Raw genomic sequence first — 25,406 nt, 5'->3', positions numbered from 1 at the left:
GGACGGGTCCCGGCCAGTCCTGCGCCGGGCTGGCAAGATCGTGCGGAGACGCGGAACGGGCCCGGACAGTCGCCTGTCCGGGCCCGCCTGCGTCGGTGCCTCCGCTCAACCGAAGGACTTCATGACCCTCCAGTCGTCGCCCAGGACGACCTTCACCGGCGCGTTGGTGTTGGTGGTGGACGGGTAGTAGATCCGCATCTGCCCGTCGACGCCGGACCGGGCCCACATGTCGGGCACCCGGTCGCCGTTGACGTCGGGGATGCCGACGAGCGCGCTGACGTTCGTCTCCGTCCAGCTGGTGCCGTAGGCGACGTCGCCGCTGCGGGAGGCCGCGGCCGTCTTCAGCGAGTCCAGGTTCACGCTGCCGGCGACCGACCCCGGCTTCCCGTGCCGGACGTACATGTTGCCGTTGTCGAGGTTGCGCCACAGCAGGTCCGGCGTGCCGTCCAGGTCGACGTCCGCGATGTTGACGATCTCCCGGCGGGCCCACGCGTCGGCGTTCATGAGGGTCGCCTGCTGGAAGCTGGCCCCCGTGTAGCCGGACAGCACCCAGAAGGTCAGCCCGGACCGCAGGACGAGGTCCGGCTGCTTGTCTCCGGTGATGTCGCCGACCGCCTTGATCTGCGTCCAGGTCGCCGGGTCCGGGGTGCCGGGCGGCAGCAGGACCCGCAGGCGCTGGTCGACGTTGAACGTCCCGTACCCGTCTCCCGGATAGAGCCAGAACCCGCCGTCGGGAGTGCGCGCGAACAGGTCGGTGGTGCCGTCACCGGGGTAGGCGTCGTTGTACTTGGTGATCAGCGCGGCCTGACCGGTCCCGGAGTTGAACCAGTGGCCCGGCGGGTTCAGCGTGCCGGCGTCGTCGTACGAGCCCTGGAGCCACGCGTACAGCTCGCCGCCCTCGTCTCCGACGTAGTTGCGCAGCTTGCCCGCGGAGTCCACGAGGAGCAGGTCGACGATCCCGTCGCCGCCGGTGTCCCCCGGCCCGTCCGCGGTGTCCCGCGGGGGCACGTAGAAGTAGTAGTCGGTGCGGGCACTCCGGTTGCCGACGGCGTCGTACGCGTACACGTGCAGCGTGGTCGGGCCGGCGTGCCGCGGCTTCAGGTCGGGCACGGTGGCGGTGCCGTTGGTCGCGGCGACCTCCTTGGCGCCGATGGCCTCGAACGCGTAGCTGAACTTGGTCGCACCGGCCGCGGTGAAGGTGATGGGGCCGGTCTGGCCGAACTTGACCTTCGACCAGGTCGCGCCGTCGGGCGTGGCCTCCAACCACACGTCACTCGTGACATCGGGTGCGGGGGGAGCCGAGGCGTCGATCGTGAGGCGGCACGGCTCGTTGCCGGGCGGGAAGTACGACGACATCTTCCCCGACTCGTCCTCCGCGCGCACCTCCCACGAGTAGGTCGTCTTGTCCACGAGCGTGGTGGTGGGGATCGTGACGCTGGCCTTGCCGTTGCTCGCGGCGGTCACGACGGTGTCGGCGGGTGCCGTGGTGCCGTTCTTCCAGAACCGGAACCGCAGGCTCTTCAGGTTGCCGTCGGGGTCGGTGGCGGTCGCCGACAGGACGAGGTTGGTCTTGGCGACGGTGACGCCGTTGCCGGGGCCCGGAACGCAGGCGCCGCCGGGCGACGACGCGCCGCCGGTGGGCTCGCGGGGCGGGCGGTTGTAGGTGACGCTGAGCTCCGAGGAGCTGACCTTGAACTTGCGCCAGGTCAGCGTGTCGGACTCGCTGGTGGCACGCATGCCCAGCGTGATGTTCGACCAGCCCTCGTCGGAGGCCTGCTGCGCCGCGCCCTTCACGTTGAAGCTCACGTAGTCGTCGGCGCAGCTGCTGCCGTAGCCGTGGGCGAAGGACCTCCGCTGCTGCTCGGCCCGCCAGGTCGGCTGCTTGTTCCAGGTGGTGCCGGAGGAGATCGCGCCGGTGAGCCAGAGCTGCATCTCCCGCGCCGTGCAGTTCCAGGAGTGGTTGTTCAGCACCTTGAAGGTGGCGGAGCTGACCTCCGCGCCCTTGAGGCCGCTGTTGTAGCCCATCCGCCAGAACGAGCGGGCCCGCAGCGGGGTGTCCTCTTCGTAGCCCACCCGGGCGTCCGTCGTGCCCGAGTTGAAGTTGGTGCCGTTCCACGTGTTGGTGTTGGCGTGCTGCGAGTAGACGGTCGCCCAGGCCTGCCAACCGCTGATGAGGGTCGGGTCGAGGAAGACCGGGAAGAGCGCGTCCGCGCGGGTGAGCAAGCCGGTGGCCGCGGCGTCCAGGCGCAGGCGGGCGTCACCGGTGCCGTCGCCGTCGAGGCGGGTGGGGATCGGGGCCCGCCGCGCGCCCGGCTCGGCGCCGGCGAGGCCGGAGAGGTTCAGGACGTCGGACGGGCTGGACACGGCGGTGCGCGGGGCCGCGTCGGGGTTCTCCGGGTCGCGGCCCGCGGAGTCCCACGCGAACGGCGTGGGGATCGAGCCGATCTCCGTGCCGCTGGCCCGGTCGAGGGCGCGGACACCCCCGGTGGTCGCGTCGTGCCGGAAGACGAGCGTCTCGGACCGTAGGCCGTAGGCCAGCGTCCGGACGGCGTCGATGGTCTCGGGCGCGCGGCTCTTCACGATCAGCAACTGGGCGAAGCCGCCGTCCTCCCGGGCCACGACGAGCAGGTCCACCCCGGGGCGGACCTCCGGGTAGAGGGCACGGGGGCCGTCGAGCACCGGCGTCGGCAACGGGCCGGGCCAGGTGTACGCGACGGTGTGGCCGTTCATGTCCACTTCGGCCAGTACGGTCTCCGATCCGCCGGCGCCGCCGCCGGAGAAGCGTACGGGGCTGGGCGGGTTGACGGGGCGGACGTCCAGGCCGCTCGTCGTGGTCCCGCCGCGGGTCAGCGTGTTGTCGACGGGCACCCACCGCCCCTCGGCGTTCTTCGTCCGCTGGGCGATGGCGTGGATCGTGGTGCGCAGCTGCCCGTCGGGGAGCGCCCAGGTCTGCGAGGTGGCGCTGGTGGCCGTGTCGACGAGCACCTCCTTGCCGGTCTGGAGGGCCTCGGTCATGGCGGCCACCTCGTCGCGCGGGGCGACCGGCACCGGTGTGATCCGGGTGGACGCCCTCCCGCGTTCGTCCGGCCCGGGCCACCAGGGCAGCAGGGCGGCGATGAGTACCAGCAGGAGGCCCAGGCTGAGGGTCAGCCTGGTGCGCGTGCGCACGAGGGGGTTGAGCAGGCGAGGCGCGGTCACGGCGGGTCTACTCCCGTGGGCCAGGCGGACAGGGGGAAAGGCGCGGACAGGCAGCCCGGTCCGGCGGGCCGCCGGGCAGAACGCGGGCACACGATCGCATGAGGGAAGGCACTCTCGTCCATCCCGAGACCGTTATCGATCCGTGACGTTAACAGCGCGCACACGGATGGTTACGGCGGAAATTGATGGCGTGTGCCCGGTTTGGCGGTGATCAAATTAGCCGATCTGTCCACATCGGGGTGGAAGGACGGGGTCCGCCGGAGATTGATGATCATCGCGGCAATATTCGTGTGGCCCACATCACAAAAAATCGATTGCGGTCACCCTTCGTGACCTTGAGTGGCGATCGCTCCTCCCGCAGAGTGCTCACGCACGTGCCGTGCCCGGCGCGTGCCTTCGCGGTCTTTCCGCGCCTTCTCTTTCGTCTTCGCGCCTGGTGGGAGTCGACGCGTATGCGTGGTATCGGTTTGCTGCGGTGGCATGGCCGACGGATCCCCATGGAGCGTCGCCGGATCGCGCCGGAGCCGGGCCGCCTCCGGTGGCGTCGCGCCCGCACCGCGATGGTGGTGTTCCTCTCCACCACCCTCGTCGGCACGATGGTGCCCGCCGAGGCGTGGGCGGTGCCCGGCCCGGGCATGCAGCGCGAGGAGATGCAGGTCGATCTCCCCGACCTCCCGGCGAGCGAGCGCGTCGGCCAGGACGAGAGCGCGGAGACCAACCTCACCACCGCCGACCCGGTGCCGGTAGACCCGTACGAGCCGCAGGCCGTCACGCCGTGGCAGCAGGACAGCGGCGTCGTGGACCTGACCGGCATCGCGCCCGGTGAGACCAAGCCCGTGGACGACCTGCCGGTCGCCCTCGGTGTCCCGGAGGGCGGCGACCCCACCGCCATCGCCGGCAACTGGACCGTCGACCTCGCCGCTCCCGAGGCGTCGCAGGACGCGGGCGTCGCCGGCCTGATCATGAAGATCACGCCGCCAGCGACCGCGGACCCGGCCGCCGAGGTGGCGCTGAGCGTGGACTACACGCCCTTCGCCGACCTGTACGGCCCGCAGGCCGCCGACCGGTTCGGCGTCGTGCTGCTGCCCGAGTGCGTCTACGACGCCCCCGACAGCGGCGACTGCGCGACCGGTGACGGCACCGGAACGGCGGGGCTCACCCTCTCCGCCGGGGACGCCGCCCAGGCCCTGCCGAGCGAGGTGGAGCTGGTGCCCGCGACCAAGGCGCCCGCCCGGATCGCGGCCGCCGAGGACGCGCCCGTGCGGCGCGTCGTGACCGGAAGCGTGCCCGTCGGCCAGCTCCTGGACACGGACGCCGCGCCCGCCGGCCGGGCCACCACCAGCGCCGCCGAACCGTCGGCCGCGTCGGGGGTCGTCGGCGTGCTGGACACCGGAGCTTCCGCGGCCGGCGACTACACGGCCACGCCGCTGCTCTCGTCGGGATCCTGGGCCGCCGGCTCCTCGTCCGGCGCGTTCACCTACTCGTACCAGGTGCAGGTGCCCGAGACCGCCGGCGGCCTCATGCCCAAGGTGGCCCTCGGCTACTCGTCGCAGTCCGTGGACGGCCGCACCTCCGCCTCCAACAACCAGGCCTCCTGGATCGGCGACGGCTGGGACTACCACGCGGGCGCCATCACCCGCAGCTACGCCACCTGCCGGGAGGACTCGAAGAAGCCGGGTGCGAACAACGAGAAGCACCGCACCGCGGACCTCTGCTGGGGCTCGAACAACGCCACCATGTCCCTCGGTGGCACGACCACCGAGCTGGTCTGGGACTCGGGCAAGGACGCCTGGTTCACCGCGAACGGCGACGGCTCGAAGGTCGAGCTGCTGAAGGACACCGGCCGGGCCAACGGCGACGCGTCCGGCGAGTACTGGGTGGTGACCACCCGGGACGGCACCCGCTACCACTTCGGCATGAACCGACTGCCGGGCTGGTCCGACCACGGGACCGCCGCCGACGACCCGGTCACGAACTCGGTGCTCACCGTGCCCGTGTACGGCAACCACGCCAACGACGGCAACCCGGACGAGACCTGCTACAAGGAGGGCAACTGGGCCGGCTCCGTCTGCACCCAGGCCTGGCGGTGGTCCCTCGACTACGTCGAGGACGTCCACGGCAACGCCATGAGCCTGTGGTGGGCCAAGGAGACGAACCACTACGCCCGGAACTTCAACTTCAAGGACCCGGTCCCGTACGACCGGGGCGGCTACCTGACCCGGATCGACTACGGGCAGCGCAAGGACAACATCTTCTCCGCCGCACCGCTGGCGCGGGTGGCCTTCACCGTCGAGGAGCGGTGCTTCGCCGAGGGCTCGATCACCTGCACCGAGGCGAACTTCACGAGCAAGAAGCCGAGCGAGTTCCGCATCTGGTACGACACCCCCGCCGACCTGCGCTGCGCCGGCGGCCAGAAGTGCTGGAACGCCTCACCGTCGTTCTTCTCCCGCAAGCGGCTCGACAAGATCACCACCTCGGCGCAGCGGATCGAGGGCAACAGCGCCCTCCAGGTCGTCGACGAGTACCAGCTGAAGCAGTCCTTCCCGATCCTGAAGACCGGCCCGAACACCGCCCTCTGGCTGGAGTCGGTCACGCGGACGGGCTGGGGCCGCGGCGGCGAGAAGATCACCCTGAACCCGGTGCGCTTCGAGTCCAACACCGAGGACATGCCCAACCGCGTGAAGCGGGACGACCGCCCCGGCTTCTCCCGGCTGCGCATCGCCCGGGTCATCAACGAGTACGGCGGCGAGACCGTCGTCACCTACAAGGCGCCCACGGGCGACTGCGCCACCGGCACGGGCCTGCCCGGCAAGAGTGACACCGCCGAGCTGAAGGCCAACAACCGGCTCTGCTATCCGTCGTTCTGGCACCCCGACCCCGAGGTCGAGGACATCGACTGGTTCCACAAGTACGTCGTCGAGACCGTCGAGGAGCTGCCCGCCATCGACGGCGCGCTGAGCACCGTCACCCAGTACACCTACGCCAACCCGGGCTGGCGCCTCGCGGAGCAGGAGTTCACCAAGAAGGCCACCCGCACCTACTCGCAGTTCGCGGGCTTCCAGCAGGTCACCGTCGTCACCGGCGCCGACGACCCGGACATCGGCAGCAAGCGGACCAAGTCCGTCGTCCGCTACTTCCGCGGCATGGGCGACACCGTGTCGGTGAAGGACATCGCCGGCGTCGAGATCGCCAAGGACGAGGAGCCCTTCGCCGGCCGCGTGGCCGAGGAGCTGACATACGCGAGTGCCGGCGACGCCGACGGCGAGTGGCTCACCCGCAGCGTCACCTACCCCGACGCCCGGGAACTCGCGGTGCGGGTCCGCGACGACGGGCTCAGCCCGCTGCGCGCCTGGCGGGTCACCGAGCCGCGCCAGGTGTCGTACACCCGGTCGTCCGGCACCGGCGACGACACGCGCACGCTGCGGGTCGTCGAGACGAAGACCACCTTCGAGACGACGCACGGCCTGCCCACCCAGATCGAGGTGCTCGGCGACACCGGCAAGTCCGGTGACGAGTCCTGCACCTCCATCGAGTACCTGCACCAGCTCGACAAGAACGTCATCGGGCTGACCAAGCAGACCCTCACGAGCCCCACCACCTGCGCCGCCGCCACGTTCGGTGACCTCAGGACGCTCAGCGGCGCCGGCCGGGTCGCCTACGACGGCAAGGCGTACGGCGTCGGCCTCGACGGCGCGACCCGTGGCCTCGCCACGCAGACCTGGTCGCTCAAGGGCGACGGCTCCGGCTTCCAGTCCGACGGCACCACCGGCTTCGACCAGATCGGCCGGGTGACCCAGCGCACCGACCCGGACGGCAAGATCTCCAAGATCACCTATTCGGCGACCGTCGGTCAGTCCTACCGGGTCACCGAGGAGAACTCGCTCGGCCACAAGCAGGTCCAGGAGCTCGACCCGGGCCGCGCCGTCACCGTCAAGACCACCGACCTGAACGGCCGGATCAGCGAGGCGAAGTACGACGCGCTGGGCCGCCTGGTCGAGGCGTGGGCGCCGGGCCGCACCCCGTCGGCCGCGGCCGTTCCGGACTTCAAGGCCGAGTACGCCGTCCCGGCCGGCAAGCCGCCCTACATCACCACCTTCAGCCGCGGGCACGACAACCGGATCCAGACCTCCGTCACCCTCTACGACGGCCTCGGCCGAGAGCGGCAGACCCAGGAGGAGGCCACCGGCGGTGGCCGGCTCATCACCGACACCCTCTACAACAGCTCCGGCGAGGTGTGGCAGACCAACAACGCCTACTTCGCCGAGGGCTCCCCGATCGGTCAACTGTTCACCCCGCTCGCCGACACGGCGGTGCCCAACGCCACCCGCTACACCTACGACGGCCTCGGCCGGGTGACGAAGGAGACGCCGGTCCTGCGGGGCGTGGAGACGCCGGCACGGGCCACCAGCTACACGTACGGCGCAGACCACTCCACTGTGGTCAACCCGGCGGGGGCGACCTCCTACCGGATGTTCACCGACGCCCTGGGCCGCACCTCCCGCGTCGACACGTTCACCAACGGCGCGCACACCGCGTTCACCTCCATGCGGTACGAGTACGACAGCCGCGGCCAGCTGGCGAAGGCCACCCACTCGGCCGACCCGAGCCACCCGTGGACCTGGCGCTACGACCAGCGCGGTCGGCTCGTGGAGAGCAGCGACCCGGACGCCGGCACCACCCGGCTCACGTACGACCACCGGGATCGGCAGGTCACCGCCACCAACGCCCGCAACATCACCGTCTGGAACGGCTACGACGAGCTGTCCCGCCCGACGCGGCAGCGCCTCGGCGACAGCACCGGCACGCTGCTGGCCGAGTACACCTACGACACCGTGGCCGGCGGCAAGGGCCTGCCCGCGACGGCCACCCGGTACACCGACGGCCTGCCGTACAAGCAGTCGATCGGCGGCTACACCCAGGACTACCAGCCGACGTCGACCACCCTCACGCTGCCGCAGGCGATCGCCGACACGTGGGGCCTGAAGACCTCGTACACCTACGACTACACGTACACCGACACCGGCCTGACCGAGTCGGCGACGTTGCCGGAGATCGGCAACCTGCCGTCGGAGAAGGTCCTGGTCCGCTACACCAAGGACGGGCTGCCGCTCTCGGTGTCCGGCAAGGACTGGTACGGGTCGGAGACCGTCTACTCGCCCTACGGGCAGGTGCTCCGGTCGACGCTCGGCGCGCAGCCGTACCGGGTCTGGTCGATGGCGACGTACGACGACGCCAGCGGCGCCCTCACCGACCAGCAGGTCTACCGGGAGCAGACCGGCGACAAGGGCGTCGTCGGCGGCAACCTGGTCTCGCACCGCTCCTACTGGTACGACTCCGCAGGCAACGTCACCGCCATCCGGGAACGCTCGCTCGGCATCGAGGAGCGGCAGTGCTTCCGGTACGACGCGACGGGCCAGCTGACGACGGCCTGGACGGCCAAGGACCAGGCATCCTGCCAGGCCGACCCACTCGGCTCGGACGGCACCGTCAACGTCACGGCGGGGACCGACGGCGCCGGCTACTGGCAGGAGTACGAGTACGACCTGCTCGGCAACCGCACCAAGCTGGTCGAGAAGGACCTGACCGGGAACACGGCCAAGGACGCCACCAGCACCTACGCCTACGGCAAGGCCGACGGCAGCCAACCGCGCACCCTCACGAAGGTGACCAGGAAGTACGTCACCCCGGCGGGTGCCCAGGTCACCGCGGAGGCGGAGCGGCTCTACGAGCTGACCGGCGAGACCAAGTCGGTCAAGTCGATCGAGAACGGCGACGAGCAGACGCTCTCCTGGACGTACGACGGCCAGGTCGAGCGGATCACCGGCCAGGGCACGAAGGGCCGGACCGAGTACGTGGGTCTCGCCGGCAAGTGCATCGACCTCAGCGCCGGCCAATTGGACCCGGGTCGCCCGCTGCAGCTGTACGGCTGCAACGGCACGCCCGCGCAGAAGTGGGCGTTCACCCCGACGCCGGGGCAGACGAACGCGAACCTGGGCACCCTGACCGCGTTCGACAGCACCTGGTGCGTCCAGCCCGCGGCGAGCACGGCCGGCTCGGCGTTCGGCATCCAGAAGTGTGACGGGTCCGCGATCCAGCGCCTGGAGCGCACCACGACCGGGCAGCTCAAGCACACCGCGTCCGGGCTGTGCGTCGCCGTCAAGGACGGGGCCACCGCCAGCGGCACCCCGATCGTGCTGGCGACCTGCGACAGCGCCGCCCCGGCGCAGCTGTGGGAGGCGCAGGCCGAGACTCGCTACATCTACGGGCCCGGCGGCACCCGCCTGCTGACGATCCAGTCGCGGCAGGCCACGCTGAACCTCGGCGAGTCGATGATCACCGTCCAGCGCGGCGGGGTGCTGCTCGGCGCCCAGCGCACGTACGCCGTCCCCGGCGGCTCGATGGTGCGCTACTCGCACGGAGGCGGGTCCCCCAGCCTGGTCGCCCTCGCGGGGGACCACCAGGGCAGCCCGTACGCCGAGATCGTGCTCTCCGGCGCCATGTCGGTCCGGATGCGCAAGCAGGACCCGTTCGGCAACGTCCGCGGGCGCCCGTACAACCTCCAGGCCAACGCCGGGTTCCTCGGCGCACCCCGGGACGACGCGTCCGGCTACGCGCCGCTGGGCGCCCGCATGTACGACCCCGTGGTCGGCCGGTTCCTCTCGGCGGACCCGGTGCTGGACCTCACGGACCCGGCGCAGAACAACGGGTACGCGTACGCGCACAACAACCCGGTGACCCTCTCGGACCCGAGCGGCCTGTCGGTGGCGCTGACCGCCAGCGAGATGGCGGCGGCCCTGGCCGGTGCCGGCCTGTCGGCCGCGCAGGTGGCCCAGGCGCAGTCGGACATGAACCGCTCGCTCCTGTCGGTGATCCTCGATTCGGCCTGGTACGTGCTGAAGGAGTTCATCGGTATCAACGACGCCATCAACTGCTTCGGCGGTGACATGTGGGCGTGCGGCAGCCTCATCATCGGGGCGATCCCCTGGGGCAAGATCGGCAAGATCCCGGCGGTGATCCGGGCCGTGGACCGGACGATCGCCGCGATCCAGGCGTGGAAGGCGGCCAAACGCGCGGCAGAGGCGGTGATGGCGGCCGCCCGGGCGGCCGAACAGGCGGCGCTGAACGCCAAGAAGCTGGCCATCGAGCGGGCGAAGAAGGCCGCCCAGGCCGCGAAGAAGAAGGCCGCGGACAAGGTCAACACGACCAGTAACAAGGCCGTCAACAATTCGAAGAAGACCGGCAACCCGGTCCAGAAACAGGCCCAGGCCAAGTCCAACCCGAAGGGTTCCTCGGCCGGCTCGGGTGGTGCCGGAGGCAAGGGCGCCGGCGGCGGCGGCAAGGGCGACTCGAAGCCCGGTGGATCGACTGGGGCCACCAACCGCAGCAACGGCGGCGCCAGTGGCAACGGCGGCGCCGGTCGGGTCGAGGGCGGGGATTGCAACAGCTTTGTTCCCGGCACCAAGGTCCTGATGGCTGATGGCTCCACAAAGCCGATCGAAGATGTCGAGCCGGGCGACAAGGTCGTGGTGACTGATCCTGAGACGGGTCGAGCTGAGATAGAGACCGTCACGGCGGCGATCAAGGGCGACGGGCTCAAGCACCTGGTGAAGGTCGTGATTGACACCGATGGCAAGCGCGGTCAGGCGACGGCCGAGGTCACAGCCACTGATGGTCACCCGTTCTGGGTAGCCGAGCTGGGCCAATGGATCGAAGCCGGCGACCTGCACTCCGGCCAATGGCTGAGGACGAGTTCCGGAACTTATGTCCAGATTACGGCGGTCCAGCGTTGGACAGCTTCCCGTGCCACCGTCCACAACCTCACTGTAGCCAATGTTCACACCTATTACGTCCTGGCGGGGAGCACTTCCCTGCTGGTTCATAACACTGCAGTCGGAGCCTGCCCGGTGAATGGAGCCCCCCATGGTCCGATGGGGGCGGCGGCTACGCGCCAGAGGCTGGAGAACGAGGGGTATACGAACATCACCCCGGAAGTAACCTTCTATGCGAGTGATGGAACCGAGTTCCGCGCGGACTTTGTTGCACAGCATCCGGCAGGGCATTGGGAAGCGATTGAAGCCAAGGTCAATACGGGCGACTACACTCCGAATCAACGGATTGGCTACCCGGAGTTGGAGACTATCGGTGCCGAACTCGGAACAGACAAGCTGAAAGAGTTCGGCTTCCACAACGGCGATATGATGCCCCCGATGCCCGTAAAGACCGACAGGTGGTGGTGCCCCGTATGCACGCCTTAAGGGACGAGGTGGTGGGGCTGCTCGATGCAGCCCTCCAGAGAGGCGGGTGGGTGCGGACTGGTGCGCGGAGCGACGAACCGAGGTTCGCTAGGCATCAACCGGGCGGCATCGTGTACAGCATCGGTCTCGTTCCGGAGTCCTTCCCGACGCAGGTGACCTTTCATCCCAACCTGGGCATAGGGCACGCCGAGGTGAGTCGCCTGGTTGCAATATTCAAAGGGCGCCAGCCGCGCGGGCTCGCAGACGCTTCCTCATTTGGAAGGGGTTTGGCGGATATTCTGCGTGAGCGGGGTGTGAGAAATGCTCCGTATGAGCGGTGGACTGCTGGATCGTCAAGTGCGGTCGAGTCCCTGTCGACTGTTCTGCTTCGCGATTTGAATGAGGCGGGAGGCGGATTTTTCGAGGGATTTGAGAGCTTGGATGACATGATCTCTTGGATGCTCGCCGCCCGCCGATATCAGGAGATGAGTGGCCACCTCGCAATTGCTTGTGCCATCAGAGGGCGGGAGTCGGAGGCGCTTTCCTCTCTCCGGGAGTATGCGCAAGCTGGAGCCTCGCAGGTGGGTCGAATGAGGGACGTCACCGTAGCCTTCATGCGTTCGTTCATTTCGCATTTCGGCATCGGGCATGAAGTCTTGGTGGAGCTAGAGGGATCGTAGATGGATCTCCTTCCCTTCAACTATCGTCTGCCGTCGTGATGATCAGCTTCGAGACTCAGCCGGACCGGCGTCTGCTGGCGTACGCGCTGCGCCGCACGCTTCGGCGCAGCCTGCGCCTGTTCACGCTCTGCGGGTTCGTCCTGTTGTTGCCGGCGGCGGTCGCGGTGCTCCTCGACGACAACCCCGTGGTGGCGGTGGGCTGGCTGGTGGGGGCGGTCATCTTCTGGGCTCTGCCGCCGCTGGTCGTGCGCAGCGCGGTCCAGGCGAGCTGGAAGACGTACGGCATCCCGATCGCCTGGCAGTTCTCGGACGAGGGCGTGCGGATGGATTCGGCGTTGATGGAGAGCCGGATCCGCTGGGAGGCGCTGGAGTCGGTCGAGCCGATCCCCGGCCAGCTGGTCCTGAAGGTGAACCGACAGCAGGTCGTCCCGGTGCCGATCGCCGGGCTGTCCCCGGCCGACCGTGACGTGCTCGCCGGTTTCCTCCGTGGCCGGCGGCTGCTGCCTGAGGGCGCGTCGATCTCCGCCTGACCGCGCCCACCGTTTACCGCCGGGCTGTGGCAGGTGGGGGAGAGGGCCGGACGGGGGCGGCTGCGCGCGACGTCAACGGAGGCGCGGCGGGCCAGTGAATGCGGGTGGGGGAGGTTCACGGGGAGTTCGGACGGCGTTGCCGGGCACCATGATCACCGTTCGCGGTCGGGGGGCGTACTGAGCCTGGAGCATTCCCCGATCCGAGGAGCAACACCATGCAAGAAGGCCCGAGTCGGCGCCGATTCCTCCAGGGCGCCGGCCTGGTCGGTGCCGGGCTGGTCGGCGCCGGCACCGTCGGCGCCCTCGCCCCCGCGTCGGCGAGCGCGCACGGCGCGGGCGGTCGGCCGGACCCCGACCTGCCCCGCTTCACGATCGCCGTCATCCCGGACACGCAGTACCTCTTCGACACCGACCGCGGCGACCCCGCGCCGTTGACGGCGAGCCTGCGCTGGATCATCGACAACCAGGCGGAGCGGAACATCGTCTTCACCGCCCACCTCGGCGACATCGTCGAGAACGCGCGGGCCGACGAACTCGCCGCCGCGGGCAGGGTGTTCGAGATTTTCGATCGCCGTCGGATGCCGTACAGCGTGCTCGCCGGCAACCACGACATCGACTCGTCCACGACCGACCAGCGGGGGCCGAGCCCCTACCTGGACGTGTTCGGCCCGCAGCGGTTCCGGAAGCTGCCGACGTACGCCGGGGCGACCCCGGACGGCTACAACACGTACCACGTCTTCACCGCCGCGGGCCGGCAGTGGCTGCTGCTGGCGCTCGACTGGCGGCCGTCCGATGCCGGTCTCGCCTGGGCGAAGGCGGTCCTGGCCGCCCATCCGCGCACCCCGGTCATCCTCACCACGCACGACATGGTGTACGCCGACGACCGTGGTGCGGCGACGCTCTCCGGGCACGGCCAGCGGCTCTGGGGCGAGTTCGTGGCGGAGAGCGACCAGATCTTCCTCACCCTCAACGGGCACTACTGGCCGCCCGGCCGGACGGTGCTGCGCAACGCCGCCGGGCACGACGTGCACCTGCACATCACCAACTACCAGGACCGCTACTACGGCGGCAGCGCGATGATCCGGCTCTACCAGTTCGACCTGGCGCGCAACACGATCGACGTGGAGACCTTCTCGCCGTGGATTCTCGGGCAGCGGCCCGAGCAGCGCAACGCGTTGCAGCGGCGCGAGGTGGAGCTGACCGACGAGACCAACCGGTTCAGCGTCCGGCTCGACTTCGCGGCGCGGTTCGCCGGCTTCGACCCGGTGCCGCCGCGCGCGCCGCGCAACCCGGGCGCCGTGCTGGTCCCCGGCACGCTCGCCTACTGGCGGTTCGACCGGGGGCACGCGGACGGCGCCGCGGTCCCGGAGGGCGCGCGGATTGAGGATCTCTCCGGGCGCGGGAACCACCTCACCCGGGTCACCCTGACCGGTAGCGGGCCGGAGGCGCTGCGCTGGTCCGACGAGCACCACCCCGACCAGCCGGCGCACGCCAGCCTCCGCTTCGACGGCGCCAAGAAGCCGGCCCGGGGTGCGTACCTGCGGACCGTCGACGGTGCCCCGCTGAACACCGAGACCTTCCGCGACGGCTACACCATCGAGGCGTTCGTCAAGCTCCCCGCCGACGTCCGGGCGGGCAACCACGCGTGGATGAGCATCCTGAGCCGCTTCGGTGCCGGCCGCGACGCGGGCAAGACCGGCGGTGACCCGGCGGAGCCGATCGCCACGCTGAGCCTGTCGGACGGCATGGCGTTGCAGTGGGCCGTCTTCCCGCTCAACCGGAACGACATCTCCAGCAACTGGGGCCACGAGATGCCCGCCGACGAGTGGTTCCACGTCGCGGTGGTCAACGACGGGAGAACCACCACGATGTACGTCGACGGCGCCGAACTGCTGCGCAACCCGTCCACCCCGGCGGTCGGCCTGGCCACGTCGAACGAGCCGTGGCTGGTCGGGGCGTACCACTACGACCGGATCGTGGAGCAGGGCTTCTACGGCTGGATCGGCGACGTGCGGGTGGTGAACCGCCCGCTGCCGGTGAACCGGTTCATGCGGGTCTGACGCGGGTGCGGCGTGGGCCGGTCCGGTCGTCCCGGCACCGGTCCACGCCACCCGGCGCACGGCGGGGGCCGGCCACCGGTTGTGCGGGACCGCCCGCATCGGGGCCGCCCCTAGGCTGGCCGGTAGCAGGATCTTCCGCCGAGGGGGTGAGGCGTGATGGCCCAGGCCGTTCGCGCCGGAGCCGGCGCCCGAGCCGGGTGCTTCGCCGCTCCGGCGGCGGGAGGAGCTCCGTACCGAACGAGGAGGCCGTGCTGCTCGGGGAGATCGTCTCGCCGGGGAAGCGGCGTAAGAACGTGATCGACCGGCCCCGGGAGTACCGGCCGGTGGGCGCCGCCGCGCGGGACGAGCAGGTCAGCAGGGAGAATTGAGGCTCTCAGCGGACGTCCAGCGCGGCTGGGGAAGAATGGCGGGGTGACTTCCCCGCGAGATCTCGTCCTGCTCGGGTCGACCGGCTCGATCGGCACCCAGGCCATCGACATCGTCCGGCGCAACCCGGAGCGGTTCCGGGTGGTGGCGCTCGGCGCGGGCGGCGGCAACGTCGACCTGCTCGCGGCCCAGGCCCTCGAACTCGGTGTCGAGGCGGTCGGCGTGGCGAAGGCCTCCGCCGCCCAGGATCTCCAGCTCGCCTTCTACGCCGAGGCGAGCCGGCGGGGCTGGGCCAGCGGCGACTTCCGCCTCCCCAAGATCATCGCCGGGCCGGACGCGATGACCGAGCTGGCGCAGTGGCCCTGTGACGTGGTGCTCAACGGGGTGGTGGGTTCGCTCGGGCTGGCGCCGACCCTGGCCGCGCTGCGCGCCGGCCGTACGCTCGCCCTGGCCAACAAGGAGTCACTGGTGGCCGGCGGCCCTCTCGTCAGGGCCGCGGTGACGCGGGCGGGGCAGATCGTGCCGGTCGACTCGGAGCACTCGGCGCTGGCCCAGTGCCTGCGCGGTGGCACGCGGGGCGAGGTGCGGCGGCTGGTTGTCACCGCCAGCGGCGGCCCGTTCCGCGGCAAGCGGCGTGACGAGTTGACCCAGGTCACGCCCGCGCAGGCCCTCGCGCACCCGACCTGGAACATGGGGCCGGTCGTCACGATCAACTCGGCCACCATGGTCAACAAGGCGCTCGAGGTGATCGAGGCGCACGAGCTCTTCGACGTCCCGTACGCCGACATCACGGTGATGGTGCACCCGCAGTCGGTGATCCACTCGATGGTCGAGTTCGCGGACGGCTCCACCCTCGCCCAGGCCAGCCCGCCGGACATGCGGCTGCCCATCGCCCTCGGCCTCGGCTGGCCGGACCGGGTGCCGGAGGCCGCCGCCGCGGTCGACTGGACGGCCGGCCACACCTGGGAGTTCGCCCCGCTCGACGACGAGGCGTTCCCGGCGGTCGCGCTGGCCAAGGCGGCCGGCGAGGCCGGGTGTTGCCGCCCGGCGGTCTACAACGCGGCGAACGAGGAGTGCGTGGCCGCGTTCGTGGCCGGCCGGTTGCCCTTCCTCGGCATCGTGGACACCGTCGCGAGGGTGCTGGAGGACGCTCCGGAGTTCGGCGAACCAGGTACCGTCGAGGACGTGCTCGCGGCCGAGACGTGGGCGCGCGCGCACGCGCAGGAGATCATCGCCGGGGCGGTGGAAGGAGCTTGATGGCATACCTGCTCGGGGTGGTGCTCTTCGCGCTGGCCATCCTCATCTCGGTGAGCCTGCACGAGGCGGGGCACATGCTCACCGCCAAGGCCTTCAAGATGAAGGTCACCCGCTACTTCGTCGGGTTCGGGCCAACCCTCTGGTCCTTCCGCCGTGGCGAGACCGAGTACGGCGTCAAGGCGATCCCGCTCGGCGGCTTCTGCAAGATCGTCGGCATGACGCCGCAGGACGACGACGTGGACCCGGCCGACGAGCCGCGGGCCATGTGGCGCTACCCGGTCTGGAAGCGGACGATCGTGATGTCCGCGGGCTCGATCACCCACTTCGCGCTCGCCCTGATCACGCTCTGGATCCTGGCCGTCTCCGCCGGCCTGCCCAACCCGGACTTCCCGAGCACCGAGGCGGAGATCCGCAAGGAGCCGGCCGTCATCGCGCTCAGCGACTGCGTGGTGCCGGAGAACGCGGCCCGCGCGTGCCAGCCCGGCGACGTGGCGAGCCCGGCCGCGCAGGCCCAGCTCCGCGACGGCGACCGGATCACCTCGCTCAACGGCCAGCCGATCAACAACTACGGCGAGCTGCTCAACGGCCTGCGCAGCCTCCAGCCCGGCAGCACGGCGACCATCGGCTACGTCCGCGACGGGCAGCCGGCCGAGACCCGGGCGGTGCTCGCGCAGACCCAGCGGCCGCCGCTGGACGACCCGGAGGGGGAGGTCCGCCCGGTCGCCGCGCTCGGCGTGGGGCTCGTGCCCAGCACGCCCACCCGGGTGACGTACGGGCCGGTGGCCGCGTTCGGCGCGACCGCCGACTTCACCGGGGAGATGGCGGTCGGCACCCTGCACGCCCTCCAGCGGATCCCGCAGAAGGTCCCCGCCCTGTGGCAGGCGATCACCGGCGGCGAGCGGGACGTGGACACCCCGATCAGCGTGGTCGGCGCCAGCCGGCTCGGTGGCGAGGCCGTGGAGAACAACGCCTGGCTCGTCTTCTTCATGCTCTTCGTCTCGCTGAACTTCTTCATCGGCGTGTTCAACCTGCTGCCGCTGCTCCCGCTCGACGGCGGCCACATCGCCATCGCCTGGTTCGAACGGGCCCGCTCCTGGGTGTACGCGCGGCTGCGCCGCCCGGACCCGGGCCGGGTCGACTACCTCAAGCTCATGCCCTTCACGTACGCGGTGATCCTGATCGGTGGCGCGTTCACGCTGCTGACCATCACCGCGGACGTGGTCAACCCGATCACGCTCTTCTCAAGGTGAGTGCTGAAGTGACCGCTGTCAGTCTCGGTATCCCTGCCGTACCGCCTCCGCCGCTCGCCCCGCGCCGGGCCAGCCGCCAGATCATGGTCGGCTCGGTCCCGGTCGGCGGTGGTGCGCCGGTGTCGGTGCAGTCGATGACCACCACCCTCACCGCCGACGTCAACGCCACGTTGCAGCAGATCGCGGAGCTCACCGCCAGCGGCTGCCAGATCGTCCGGGTCGCCGTGCCGTCGCAGGACGACGTCGAGGCGCTGCCGGCGATCGCCAAGAAGTCGCAGATCCCGGTGATCGCCGACATCCACTTCCAGCCGAAGTACGTCTTCGCGGCGATCGACGCCGGCTGCGCGGCCGTCCGGGTCAACCCGGGCAACATCCGCCAGTTCGACGACAAGGTCAAGGAGATCGCGAAGGCGGCGAGCGACGCCGGCGTGCCGATCCGCATCGGCGTCAACGCCGGCTCACTGGACAAGCGGCTGCTCAGCAAGTACGGCAAGGCCACCGCCGAGGCGCTGGTCGAGTCGGCGCTCTGGGAGTGCTCGCTCTTCGAGGAGCACGGCTTCCGCGACATCAAGATCTCGGTGAAGCACAACGACCCGGTCGTCATGATCCGGGCGTACCGGCAGCTCGCCGAGCAGTGCGACTACCCGCTGCACCTGGGCGTCACCGAGGCCGGCCCGGCCTTCCAGGGCACCATCAAGTCGGCGGTGGCGTTCGGCGCGCTGCTCGCCGAGGGGATCGGCGACACCATCCGCGTCTCCCTCTCCGCGCCGCCGGTCGAGGAGATCAAGGTCGGCATCCAGATCCTGGAGTCGCTCGGGCTGCGTGAGCGCGGCCTGGAGATCGTCTCCTGCCCGTCCTGCGGGCGGGCCCAGGTGGACGTCTACAAGCTGGCCGAGGAGGTCACCGCCGGCCTGGAGGGGCTGCCGGTGCCGTTGCGGGTGGCGGTCATGGGCTGCGTCGTCAACGGTCCGGGGGAGGCCCGGGAGGCCGACCTCGGTGTCGCCTCCGGCAACGGCAAGGGGCAGATCTTCGTGAAGGGGCAGGTCATCAAGACCGTCCCCGAGGGGCAGATCGTGGAGACGCTGATCGAGGAGGCGCTGCGGCTTGCCGAGCAGATGGGCGCCGAGCTTCCGGAGGAGCTGCGCGGGCTGGTCACCGGCCCCACCGTCACGGTCCACTAGAGGTAGCCGCACCGACGCCGGAGGGTGGTCGTTCCCACGGGAACGACCACCCTCTTCGGCGTACGGGTGCCGTCACTCCGACTCGGCCAGGATCGCGTAGAGCTTGCGCCGGGTCTCGTCGAGCACCTGGGCGGCCCGCTCCCGCTGGTCGTCGGTGCCGGTCGTCATCACCTGCCGCAGCGCCTGCATGGCCTGCGCGCCGGCGTCCCGGATGTCGTGCCAACTGCTGACCGTCGTCTCGGCGAACTCCGCCCAGGGCGGGGTCTGCGCGGCGGTGGCCGCCTCCTCCCGCCCCTGTTCGGTGAGGGTGAACCGCTTCCGACCTCCGTCGGACTCGGCCGCGGTGATGACGCCCTCGTCCTCGAGCAGTTGCAGGGTGGGGTAGATCGACCCGGGGCTGGGCCGCCACGCCCCGCCCGTTCGGGAGTCGATCTCCTGGATCATCTCGTAGCCGTGCATCGGCCGCTCGGTGAGCAGGGCCAGGACGGCGCCGCGCACGTGGGGTCGGCGGCCGCGCCCCCGACCGCGCCCCCGGCCGTGCCCGTGCCCGTGTGGGCCGGGCGGGAACGGCGGCGGGCCGGGCGGCACCGGTGGAAAGCCGAAGCCCCGCATGCGCATCTCGTGCATGGCGTGCATCCGTCGGTGGAAACCCATCGGTTCTCCTCTACATCGTTCGATCGCTGATACGTCGACGATATATCGCCAATGCATCACCGACAAGTCGAAGTTTGGGCGGCTAACAAACCGTACGTACGTCTTGCTATGGTGTCCCTCGTGCTGCTTCCCGCACCGGGGCCGTCCCGGATCCTCGCCCTCTCCACCCTGGTCAACACGGTCGGCCGCGGCACCTGGCTGACCGTCAGCGCGCTCTTCCTGACCCGCTCGGTCGGACTGACGGTGGCCCAGGTCGGTCTCGCTCTCACCATCACGGCGCTGGTGAGCCTGATCGCCAGCACCCCGATGGGCTACCTCGCCGACCGGTACGGACCCCGCGGCCTCCAACTCGCCGCGCTGCTCGCCTCCGCGGCCTGCACCACCGCGCTGGTCGCCGTCCGGTCCTTCTCGACCTTCCTCGTCGTCGGCGTGCTCATGGCCGTCGTCGACGCGGCCAGCCGCGGCTCGCGCGGCGCGCTGATCGCCGGTGCCGTCCCCGCCGAGCAGCGCGTACGCACCCGCGCCCATCTGCGCGCCGTCACCAACGTCGGGATCTCGGTCGGTGCGGTGCTCGCCGGAGTCGGCCTCGCCGCCGACACCCGGTCCGCGTACGTGGCGCTGATCCTGCTGGACGCCGTCACGTACCTGGTCGCGGCGGCCGTCCTGCTCCCCCTGCCGGCGGTGCCGCCCGTCCCGGTGCCGGCACACGGGCCGCGGCTCATCGCCCTGCGGGACCGCCCGTTCCTCGCCTTCACCGTCCTCGACGGGCTGATGTCGATGCACTTCGGGCTGCTCAACATCGCCCTGCCGCTGTGGATCGCCGAGCACACCGAGGCGCCGCGCTGGCTGATCTCCTGCTGCATGCTCGTCAACACGGTGATGGTGGTGCTCTTCCAGGTCCGTGCCTCGCGGGGCACCGAGGACCTCACCGGCGCCGGTCGGGCCGCCCGCCGAGCCGGCGCGGTGATCGCGGTCGCGTGCGCGCTCTTCGCCGCGAGCGGCGACGTGCCCGCCGCGGTCGCCGTACCGCTGCTGCTCGGCGGGGCGCTCGTGCACGTCGTGGGCGAGTTGTGGCACGCCGCGGCCGGCTGGGGCATCTCGTTCGGGCTCGCGCCGGCACACGCCCAGGGCCAGTACCAGGGCGCGTACGGGATGGGCATGCAGCTCGGGTCCATGCTGGCGCCGGTGGTGGTGACCCACCTCGCGGTCGGTTGGGGCGTACCGGGCTGGTTGCTCCTCGGTGGGCTCTTCCTGCTCCTCGGTGCGCTGGTGCCTCCGGTGGTCCGGTGGGCGGGGCGCAGCCGGCAGGACCAGCTCGTGGCCGTCTGAGGCCGGGCTCAGCACTCGGCCCGCGGGGCGGGGGCCGGATCTGGCACGCTGGAGACGTGCTGACGGTGCCCGTACGGCAACTGGGGGAATCGGAACGACGCGCGGTCGAGCGGCTGCTCGACCTGGACCCGTACGCGGGCGCGCAGGTCGCCGAGCGGGTCGCCGCGCGCGGGCTCTCCTGGTGGCGGGCCGAGGGGCGGATCCTGGGCTACGGCGCCCGGCGCAACCTCGAGTCGATCTGCTGGCTGGGCGGCAACCTCACCCCGGTGCTCGCCACCGAGCCCGCCATCGACGCCTTCGCCGACCTGCTCGCCGGCGAGGAGCGGCTCTGCTCGTCAATCGTCGGTCGGGCGGACCAGGTACTGGGCCTCTGGGACCGGCTCTCCGACGTCTGGGGCCCGGCTCGCGACGTACGCCCGAACCAGCCGCTGCTGGCCACCGAGGCGTTGCCCGCGGTGCCCGCCGACCCGGAGGTGCGGCGGGTGCGCGGCGGGGAGATCGATCGGCTCTTCCCGGCCGCCGTGGCGATGTACACCGAGGAGGTCGGGGTCTCCCCGCTGGCCGAGGACGGCGGGCGCAGCTATCGGCGCCGCGTCAACGAGCTGGTCCGGGGTGGTCGGGCGTACGCCCGGTTCGCCGACGGTCGGGTGATCTTCAAGGCCGAGCTGGCGGTGGTGACCCGGCGCACCGCGCAGATCCAGGGCGTCTGGGTGGCTCCCGAGTGGCGGGGCCGGGGAATCGCCACGGCGGCGATGGCCGCCGTGGTGCGCGACGCCCTGCTGCGCGTCGCCCCCACGGTCAGCCTCTACGTCAACGACTTCAACCTCCCCGCGCGCCGGGTCTACGAGCGGTGCGGCTTCCGCCCGGTCGGCACGCTCGCCACCGTGCTGTTCTGACCGCCCCCGGCACGCGCCCGCCCGTGGCGCCGCCAACCGGTCCCTCCGCTGGCCGGTCCGGGCGCGACGCGAGCGAGGAACTGCTGCGACACGGGATCGGCCTGCTCAGCGCCGAGTTCCGGGCCGCCGTTGCCGGGCTGCCACCCCGCGCCGGCCAGATTCGAACAGGACCTCGGCCAGGGGCGAAATTGCGTTGATCCGCCCGGGCTCGCCGACGAGGCTGGAGGCACCGCCCCCACCCGACCAGAGTCCGGAGGACTTCCCATGCGCCTGCTCCGAGACCTCTGGGCCACCGCGCCGCGCCGCATGGCGTTCGTCGTCCTGATGATCGTGCTCGGCGCCGCCGGGCAGGCGGCCGCCTCCGCGCTCGCCGGGCCGGTGCTGGTCCACCGGTCGGTCGGCTGGTTCACCGCGCTGGCCGTGGCGCTGGTCGCCGCGGTCGTGACCGACCTCGTGGTGGGGCTGCTGATGGCCGGCCTGACGGCGGACTGGTCCGCCGACGTGCGGCGGCGACTGTGCCGGGTGGCGCTCGGGCAGGACCTGCCCACCCTGGAGACCACCCCGGTCGGCGAACTGCTCGACCGTATCGACAACGACGTCTACCAGGTCGCCGCCGAGCTGCGGAACACCGGCGTCCGGATCGTCCAGGGCCTCGCGCTGTGCCTGCTGGCGATGGCGAGCGCGCTGGTGGTCTGGTGGCCCGCCGGCGTCGGGATGATCGTGCTGACCGCACTGCTCGCCGTCGTCCTGCGCCGCCCCACCGGGCAGATCGCCCCGGCCCGGATGGCCGAGGAGGAGGCCTGGTCGGACCTCGCGGCGGTGATGGAGGAGGCGGTGCACGGCCAGGACGACGTGCGGACCAGCCTGGCCCGGCCGTACGTGCTGCGCCTCTACGCCCGCCGGGCCGCCGAGGTGATCGCCCGGGCCGGCACGGTGTTCCGGATGTCGGCCCACGTCACCGCCGTCGCCGCCGGTGGTATCCGGGCCGGGATCGCGGTGGTGGTGCTCGCCGGCGCGTGGGCACTGGCGAGCGGCCGGATCGACGGCGCCCGCCTCACCGCGATCTGGCTGCTCGCCATCGCGTTCGGCGCGACGGTCGAGCACATGGCCCGCTGGGTGCCCCACCTGCAGTACGCGCTCGGCGCGTGGGCCCGGGTGCAGCTGCTCTCCGCCGCGCCGCAGGAACCGGTCGGCGGGCTGGCGCCCACCGACGGCGACCTGAGCGTGCGCGGGCTGACCTTCCGCTACCCGTCCGACGACGAGCGGGGCCCCGCGCTGCGGGACATCCGGCTGACCTTCGCCCGGGGCCGCTCGTACGCCCTCGTGGGCCGCACCGGCTCGGGCAAGTCCACACTGGCCAAGGTGCTCACCCGGGCGGTCGACGTGCCCCGGGGCACCGTCTTCCTGGGCGACACCGACCTCGTCGACCTGGACGTCGAGGAGCTGCGCCGGTGGATCGCCGTGGTGCCGCAGCGCACCGAGATCCTCGCCGGCACGCTGGCCGAGAACGTCGCGCTCTTCGACCCCGAGCTGCTGGGCGACGCGAGCCGCGCGCTGGAGGAGCTGGGGCTGGCCGGGTGGATCGCCGAGTTGCCCGACGGGGTGCACACCCGGCTCGGTGAGGGTGGGCACGTGCTCTCCGCCGGGCAGGAGCAGCTCGTGGCGTTCGCCCGGATCCTCGTACGCGACCCCCGGGTGGTGATCCTCGACGAGGCCACCGCCCGTCTGGACCCGGTCACCGAGACCCGGGTGCGGCAGGCCACCGAGCGGCTGCTCGCCGACCGCATCGGCATCGTGATCGCGCACCGGCTCTCGTCGGTGCGTCGCTGCGACGAGGTGGTGGTGCTCGCCGACGGCGCCGTGCTGGAGGCCGGTCCGCTGCGCGAGTCGGAACGCTTCGCCGAGCTGCTGGCGACCGCCGGCGCGTACGCCGGGACGGGCGGGCGGGGCGGGGTGGATCTGCTGCCGGCGCCGGACCCGGACTGGGACCTCGCCGAGCCGGTCGAGCCGGTGGCGGCCGACCGGCCGGCGGCCGTGGCGAAGGCGGACCCGCCGCCGCTGCCCCCGCCACCGCCCGCGCGGACCATGCGGGAGATCCTGCGGCTGGGCCTCAACGACCCGCGCTTCGGGCTCGTCTCCATCGCCCTGTTCGTGGTGCTGACACTCCTCGGCCTGGACGGGTCGGTGCTGCCCTGGCTCTGGGCCGACGTGGTCGACGGGGGCGACCCGTGGCTCCCGGCGATCGGCATCGCCGCCGCGCTGCTCGTCGTGCTGCCGCTGCCCTACCTGACCAATCTGTGGTTCCCGCAGTGGTGGATCCGGCAGATGCTGCGGATCAGCCTGCGCCTGGTGCACGGCCAGACCGGGCCGCGCCGGGTCAGCGGGCACACCCCGGCCGAGGTGGTGGCGCAGGGCGGCGACACCGAGCGGGTGGTGCAGCTCGCCGACAACCTGATGGACCAGTTCATCTCGCTGGTGATCGTGGTGACGATGACCGTGGTCACCGGCAGTGTCGTGCCGGGCCTCTTCTTCCTCGGCACGATGGTGGTCTCCGGGCTGGCCGCGACGCTGTTCGGGCCGCGGCTCGAACGCACCGCCGGCGGCACCGTGAAGGCCCGCGCCGCGTTCGCCACCGCGCTGGTCTCCTCGCTCTCCGCCGCCCGTACGGTGAAGCTCGCCGGAGCGACCGCGCCGGTGCTGCACCATCTCGCGGCGCTGGACACGGTGCGCAGCGACCGGCAGCGCCGGGAGATCTCCATGCAGGTGTGGGCCCGGTCCACCCCGTCGGTGGTCAGCGGCCTGCTGCCGATCGGCGCCTGGGCGCTCTTCCTGGGCGGCGGGCTCTCCGCGGGCGCCACGCTGGTCGCGGTCTCCACCCTCGGCGCGGCCCGCTGGTTCGCGTGGACCACCGCGTCGCTGGTCTCCCACTACCCGTCCGCCCGGGTGTGGACGCGACGGACGGTGGCCATGAGCGGGGTCGCCACCTACTCGGCCGCCGTGCCGGGGGTGGACCTGGCCGCCGGGGCGGCGCCCGCGCCGCAGACGCCGCCCCGGCACCCGCTGCGCCGCCTGGAGCTGAGCGGCTTCGGGGCGCTGCACTCGGACGGGACGCTCGCCGTCCGGGACGTGGACCTCACGGTCGAGCGGGGGCAGCTCGTCCTCGTCGTCGGGCCGGTCGGGTCGGGCAAGTCGTCGCTGTTGCGCGCCCTGGCCGGGATCGTGCACCACACCGGGCGGCTGAGCTGGAACGGGGAGCCGGTCACCGAGCCGGAGCTGTTCCTGCGCCCGAACCAGGTCGGGTATGTGGGGCAGCTGCCCCGGGTGCTCTCCGGCACGGTGGCGGAGAACATCGCCCTCGGGCACGAGGTGGACGCGGGCGCGGCCGTGTCGACCGCTCAGCTCGACCACGACCTGGCCGCCGCCGGCGGCGGGCTGGGGCTGCTGATCGGGCACAAGGGCACGCGCCTGTCCGGCGGGCAGTTGCAGCGACTGGCGCTCGCCCGCGCCCTGGCGCCCCGTACCGAGCTGCTGGTCGCCGACGACGTGTCGTCCGCGCTGGACGTCACGACCGAGCTGGCGCTCTGGGCCGCGCTGCGCGAGCACGGGGTGACCGTGGTCGGCTCCACGTCGAAGCGGGCCGCGCTGGTGCGCGCCGACCACGTGGTGGTGCTGATCGGCGGCACGGTCGCCGCCCAGGGCCCCTGGCGCGATCTGGAGGGCCGCTGGTCCCACCTGGCCGGCTGACCGCACCCCCGCCCCCGCGGTCGCGGT

Annotated in this window: 11 protein-coding genes; 9 read left to right on the top strand and 2 right to left on the bottom strand. The window is 71.5% G+C overall.

What is annotated here, in order from left to right; translation table 11 throughout:
* Positions 1–105 precede the first annotated feature (105 nt).
* On the bottom strand, positions 106–3,198 hold the full coding sequence (locus tag SM573_RS02840) for a DNRLRE domain-containing protein (protein WP_474615406.1): 3,093 nt from the start codon (positions 3,196–3,198) through the stop codon (positions 106–108).
* A 452-nt stretch (positions 3,199–3,650) separates the two neighbouring features.
* On the opposite strand from SM573_RS02840, the gene SM573_RS02835 reads away from it, so the two are divergent.
* From SM573_RS02835 to ispG, 6 genes are all read left to right on the top strand, one after another.
* Complete coding sequence (locus tag SM573_RS02835; protein WP_474615405.1) at positions 3,651–11,453, top strand: ricin-type beta-trefoil lectin domain protein; 7,803 nt, start codon at positions 3,651–3,653, stop codon at positions 11,451–11,453.
* Between the two features lie 697 nt (positions 11,454–12,150).
* Entirely contained in the window at positions 12,151–12,642 is a 492-nt protein-coding gene (locus SM573_RS02830) for a YcxB family protein (RefSeq protein ID WP_474614023.1), read from the top strand.
* Positions 12,643–12,857: 215 nt separating this feature from the next.
* On the top strand, positions 12,858–14,702 hold the full coding sequence (locus SM573_RS02825) for a LamG-like jellyroll fold domain-containing protein (protein ID WP_474615404.1): 1,845 nt from the start codon (positions 12,858–12,860) through the stop codon (positions 14,700–14,702).
* A gap of 411 nt (positions 14,703–15,113) precedes the next feature.
* Complete coding sequence (gene dxr, locus SM573_RS02820) at positions 15,114–16,325, top strand: 1-deoxy-D-xylulose-5-phosphate reductoisomerase (RefSeq protein WP_474615403.1); 1,212 nt, start codon at positions 15,114–15,116, stop codon at positions 16,323–16,325.
* Positions 16,325–17,575 carry a M50 family metallopeptidase gene (locus SM573_RS02815; protein WP_474613881.1) on the top strand — a complete coding sequence of 417 codons (1,251 nt, stop codon included), beginning with the start codon at positions 16,325–16,327 and terminating at the stop codon, positions 17,573–17,575. Before dxr ends, SM573_RS02815 begins: the two co-directional genes overlap by 1 nt.
* A gap of 8 nt (positions 17,576–17,583) precedes the next feature.
* The gene (gene ispG, locus SM573_RS02810) at positions 17,584–18,756 is read left to right on the top strand and encodes a flavodoxin-dependent (E)-4-hydroxy-3-methylbut-2-enyl-diphosphate synthase (protein ID WP_474613880.1); all 1,173 of its coding nucleotides are present in this window, start codon (positions 17,584–17,586) and stop codon (positions 18,754–18,756) included.
* A gap of 72 nt (positions 18,757–18,828) precedes the next feature.
* Here ispG and SM573_RS02805 read toward each other — a convergent pair whose 3' ends face one another.
* Positions 18,829–19,410, bottom strand: a complete 582-nt coding sequence (locus SM573_RS02805) for a PadR family transcriptional regulator (RefSeq protein WP_474613879.1) — start codon at positions 19,408–19,410, stop codon at positions 18,829–18,831.
* Positions 19,411–19,530: 120 nt separating this feature from the next.
* On the opposite strand from SM573_RS02805, the gene SM573_RS02800 reads away from it, so the two are divergent.
* The 3 genes from SM573_RS02800 (at position 19,531) to SM573_RS02790 (ending at position 25,379) form a co-directional block, all read left to right on the top strand.
* The gene (locus SM573_RS02800; protein ID WP_474613878.1) at positions 19,531–20,739 is read left to right on the top strand and encodes an MFS transporter; all 1,209 of its coding nucleotides are present in this window, start codon (positions 19,531–19,533) and stop codon (positions 20,737–20,739) included.
* Between the two features lie 56 nt (positions 20,740–20,795).
* Complete coding sequence (locus SM573_RS02795; RefSeq protein ID WP_474613877.1) at positions 20,796–21,635, top strand: GNAT family N-acetyltransferase; 840 nt, start codon at positions 20,796–20,798, stop codon at positions 21,633–21,635.
* Between the two features lie 264 nt (positions 21,636–21,899).
* Entirely contained in the window at positions 21,900–25,379 is a 3,480-nt protein-coding gene (locus tag SM573_RS02790; protein WP_474615402.1) for an ATP-binding cassette domain-containing protein, read from the top strand.
* The last annotated feature ends 27 nt before the right edge of the window (positions 25,380–25,406 follow it).

The sequence above is a fragment of the Micromonospora xinjiangensis genome, from assembly GCF_056150165.1.
The sequence above is the reverse complement of the archived record's forward strand: the minus strand, read 5'-3'. Positions and strand labels throughout refer to the sequence as shown.

Excerpts from the sequence above, each read along its gene's own strand:
- SM573_RS02835 (WP_474615405.1), top strand. The coding sequence starts at position 3,651 with ATGCGTGGTATCGGTTTGCTGCGGTGGCATGGCCGACGGATCCCCATG.
- SM573_RS02830 (WP_474614023.1), top strand. The coding sequence starts at position 12,151 with ATGATCAGCTTCGAGACTCAGCCGGACCGGCGTCTGCTGGCGTACGCG.
- SM573_RS02825 (WP_474615404.1), top strand. The coding sequence starts at position 12,858 with ATGCAAGAAGGCCCGAGTCGGCGCCGATTCCTCCAGGGCGCCGGCCTG.
- SM573_RS02815 (WP_474613881.1), top strand. The coding sequence starts at position 16,325 with ATGGCATACCTGCTCGGGGTGGTGCTCTTCGCGCTGGCCATCCTCATC.
- SM573_RS02805 (WP_474613879.1), bottom strand. The coding sequence starts at position 19,410 with ATGGGTTTCCACCGACGGATGCACGCCATGCACGAGATGCGCATGCGG.
- SM573_RS02790 (WP_474615402.1), top strand. The coding sequence starts at position 21,900 with ATGCGCCTGCTCCGAGACCTCTGGGCCACCGCGCCGCGCCGCATGGCG.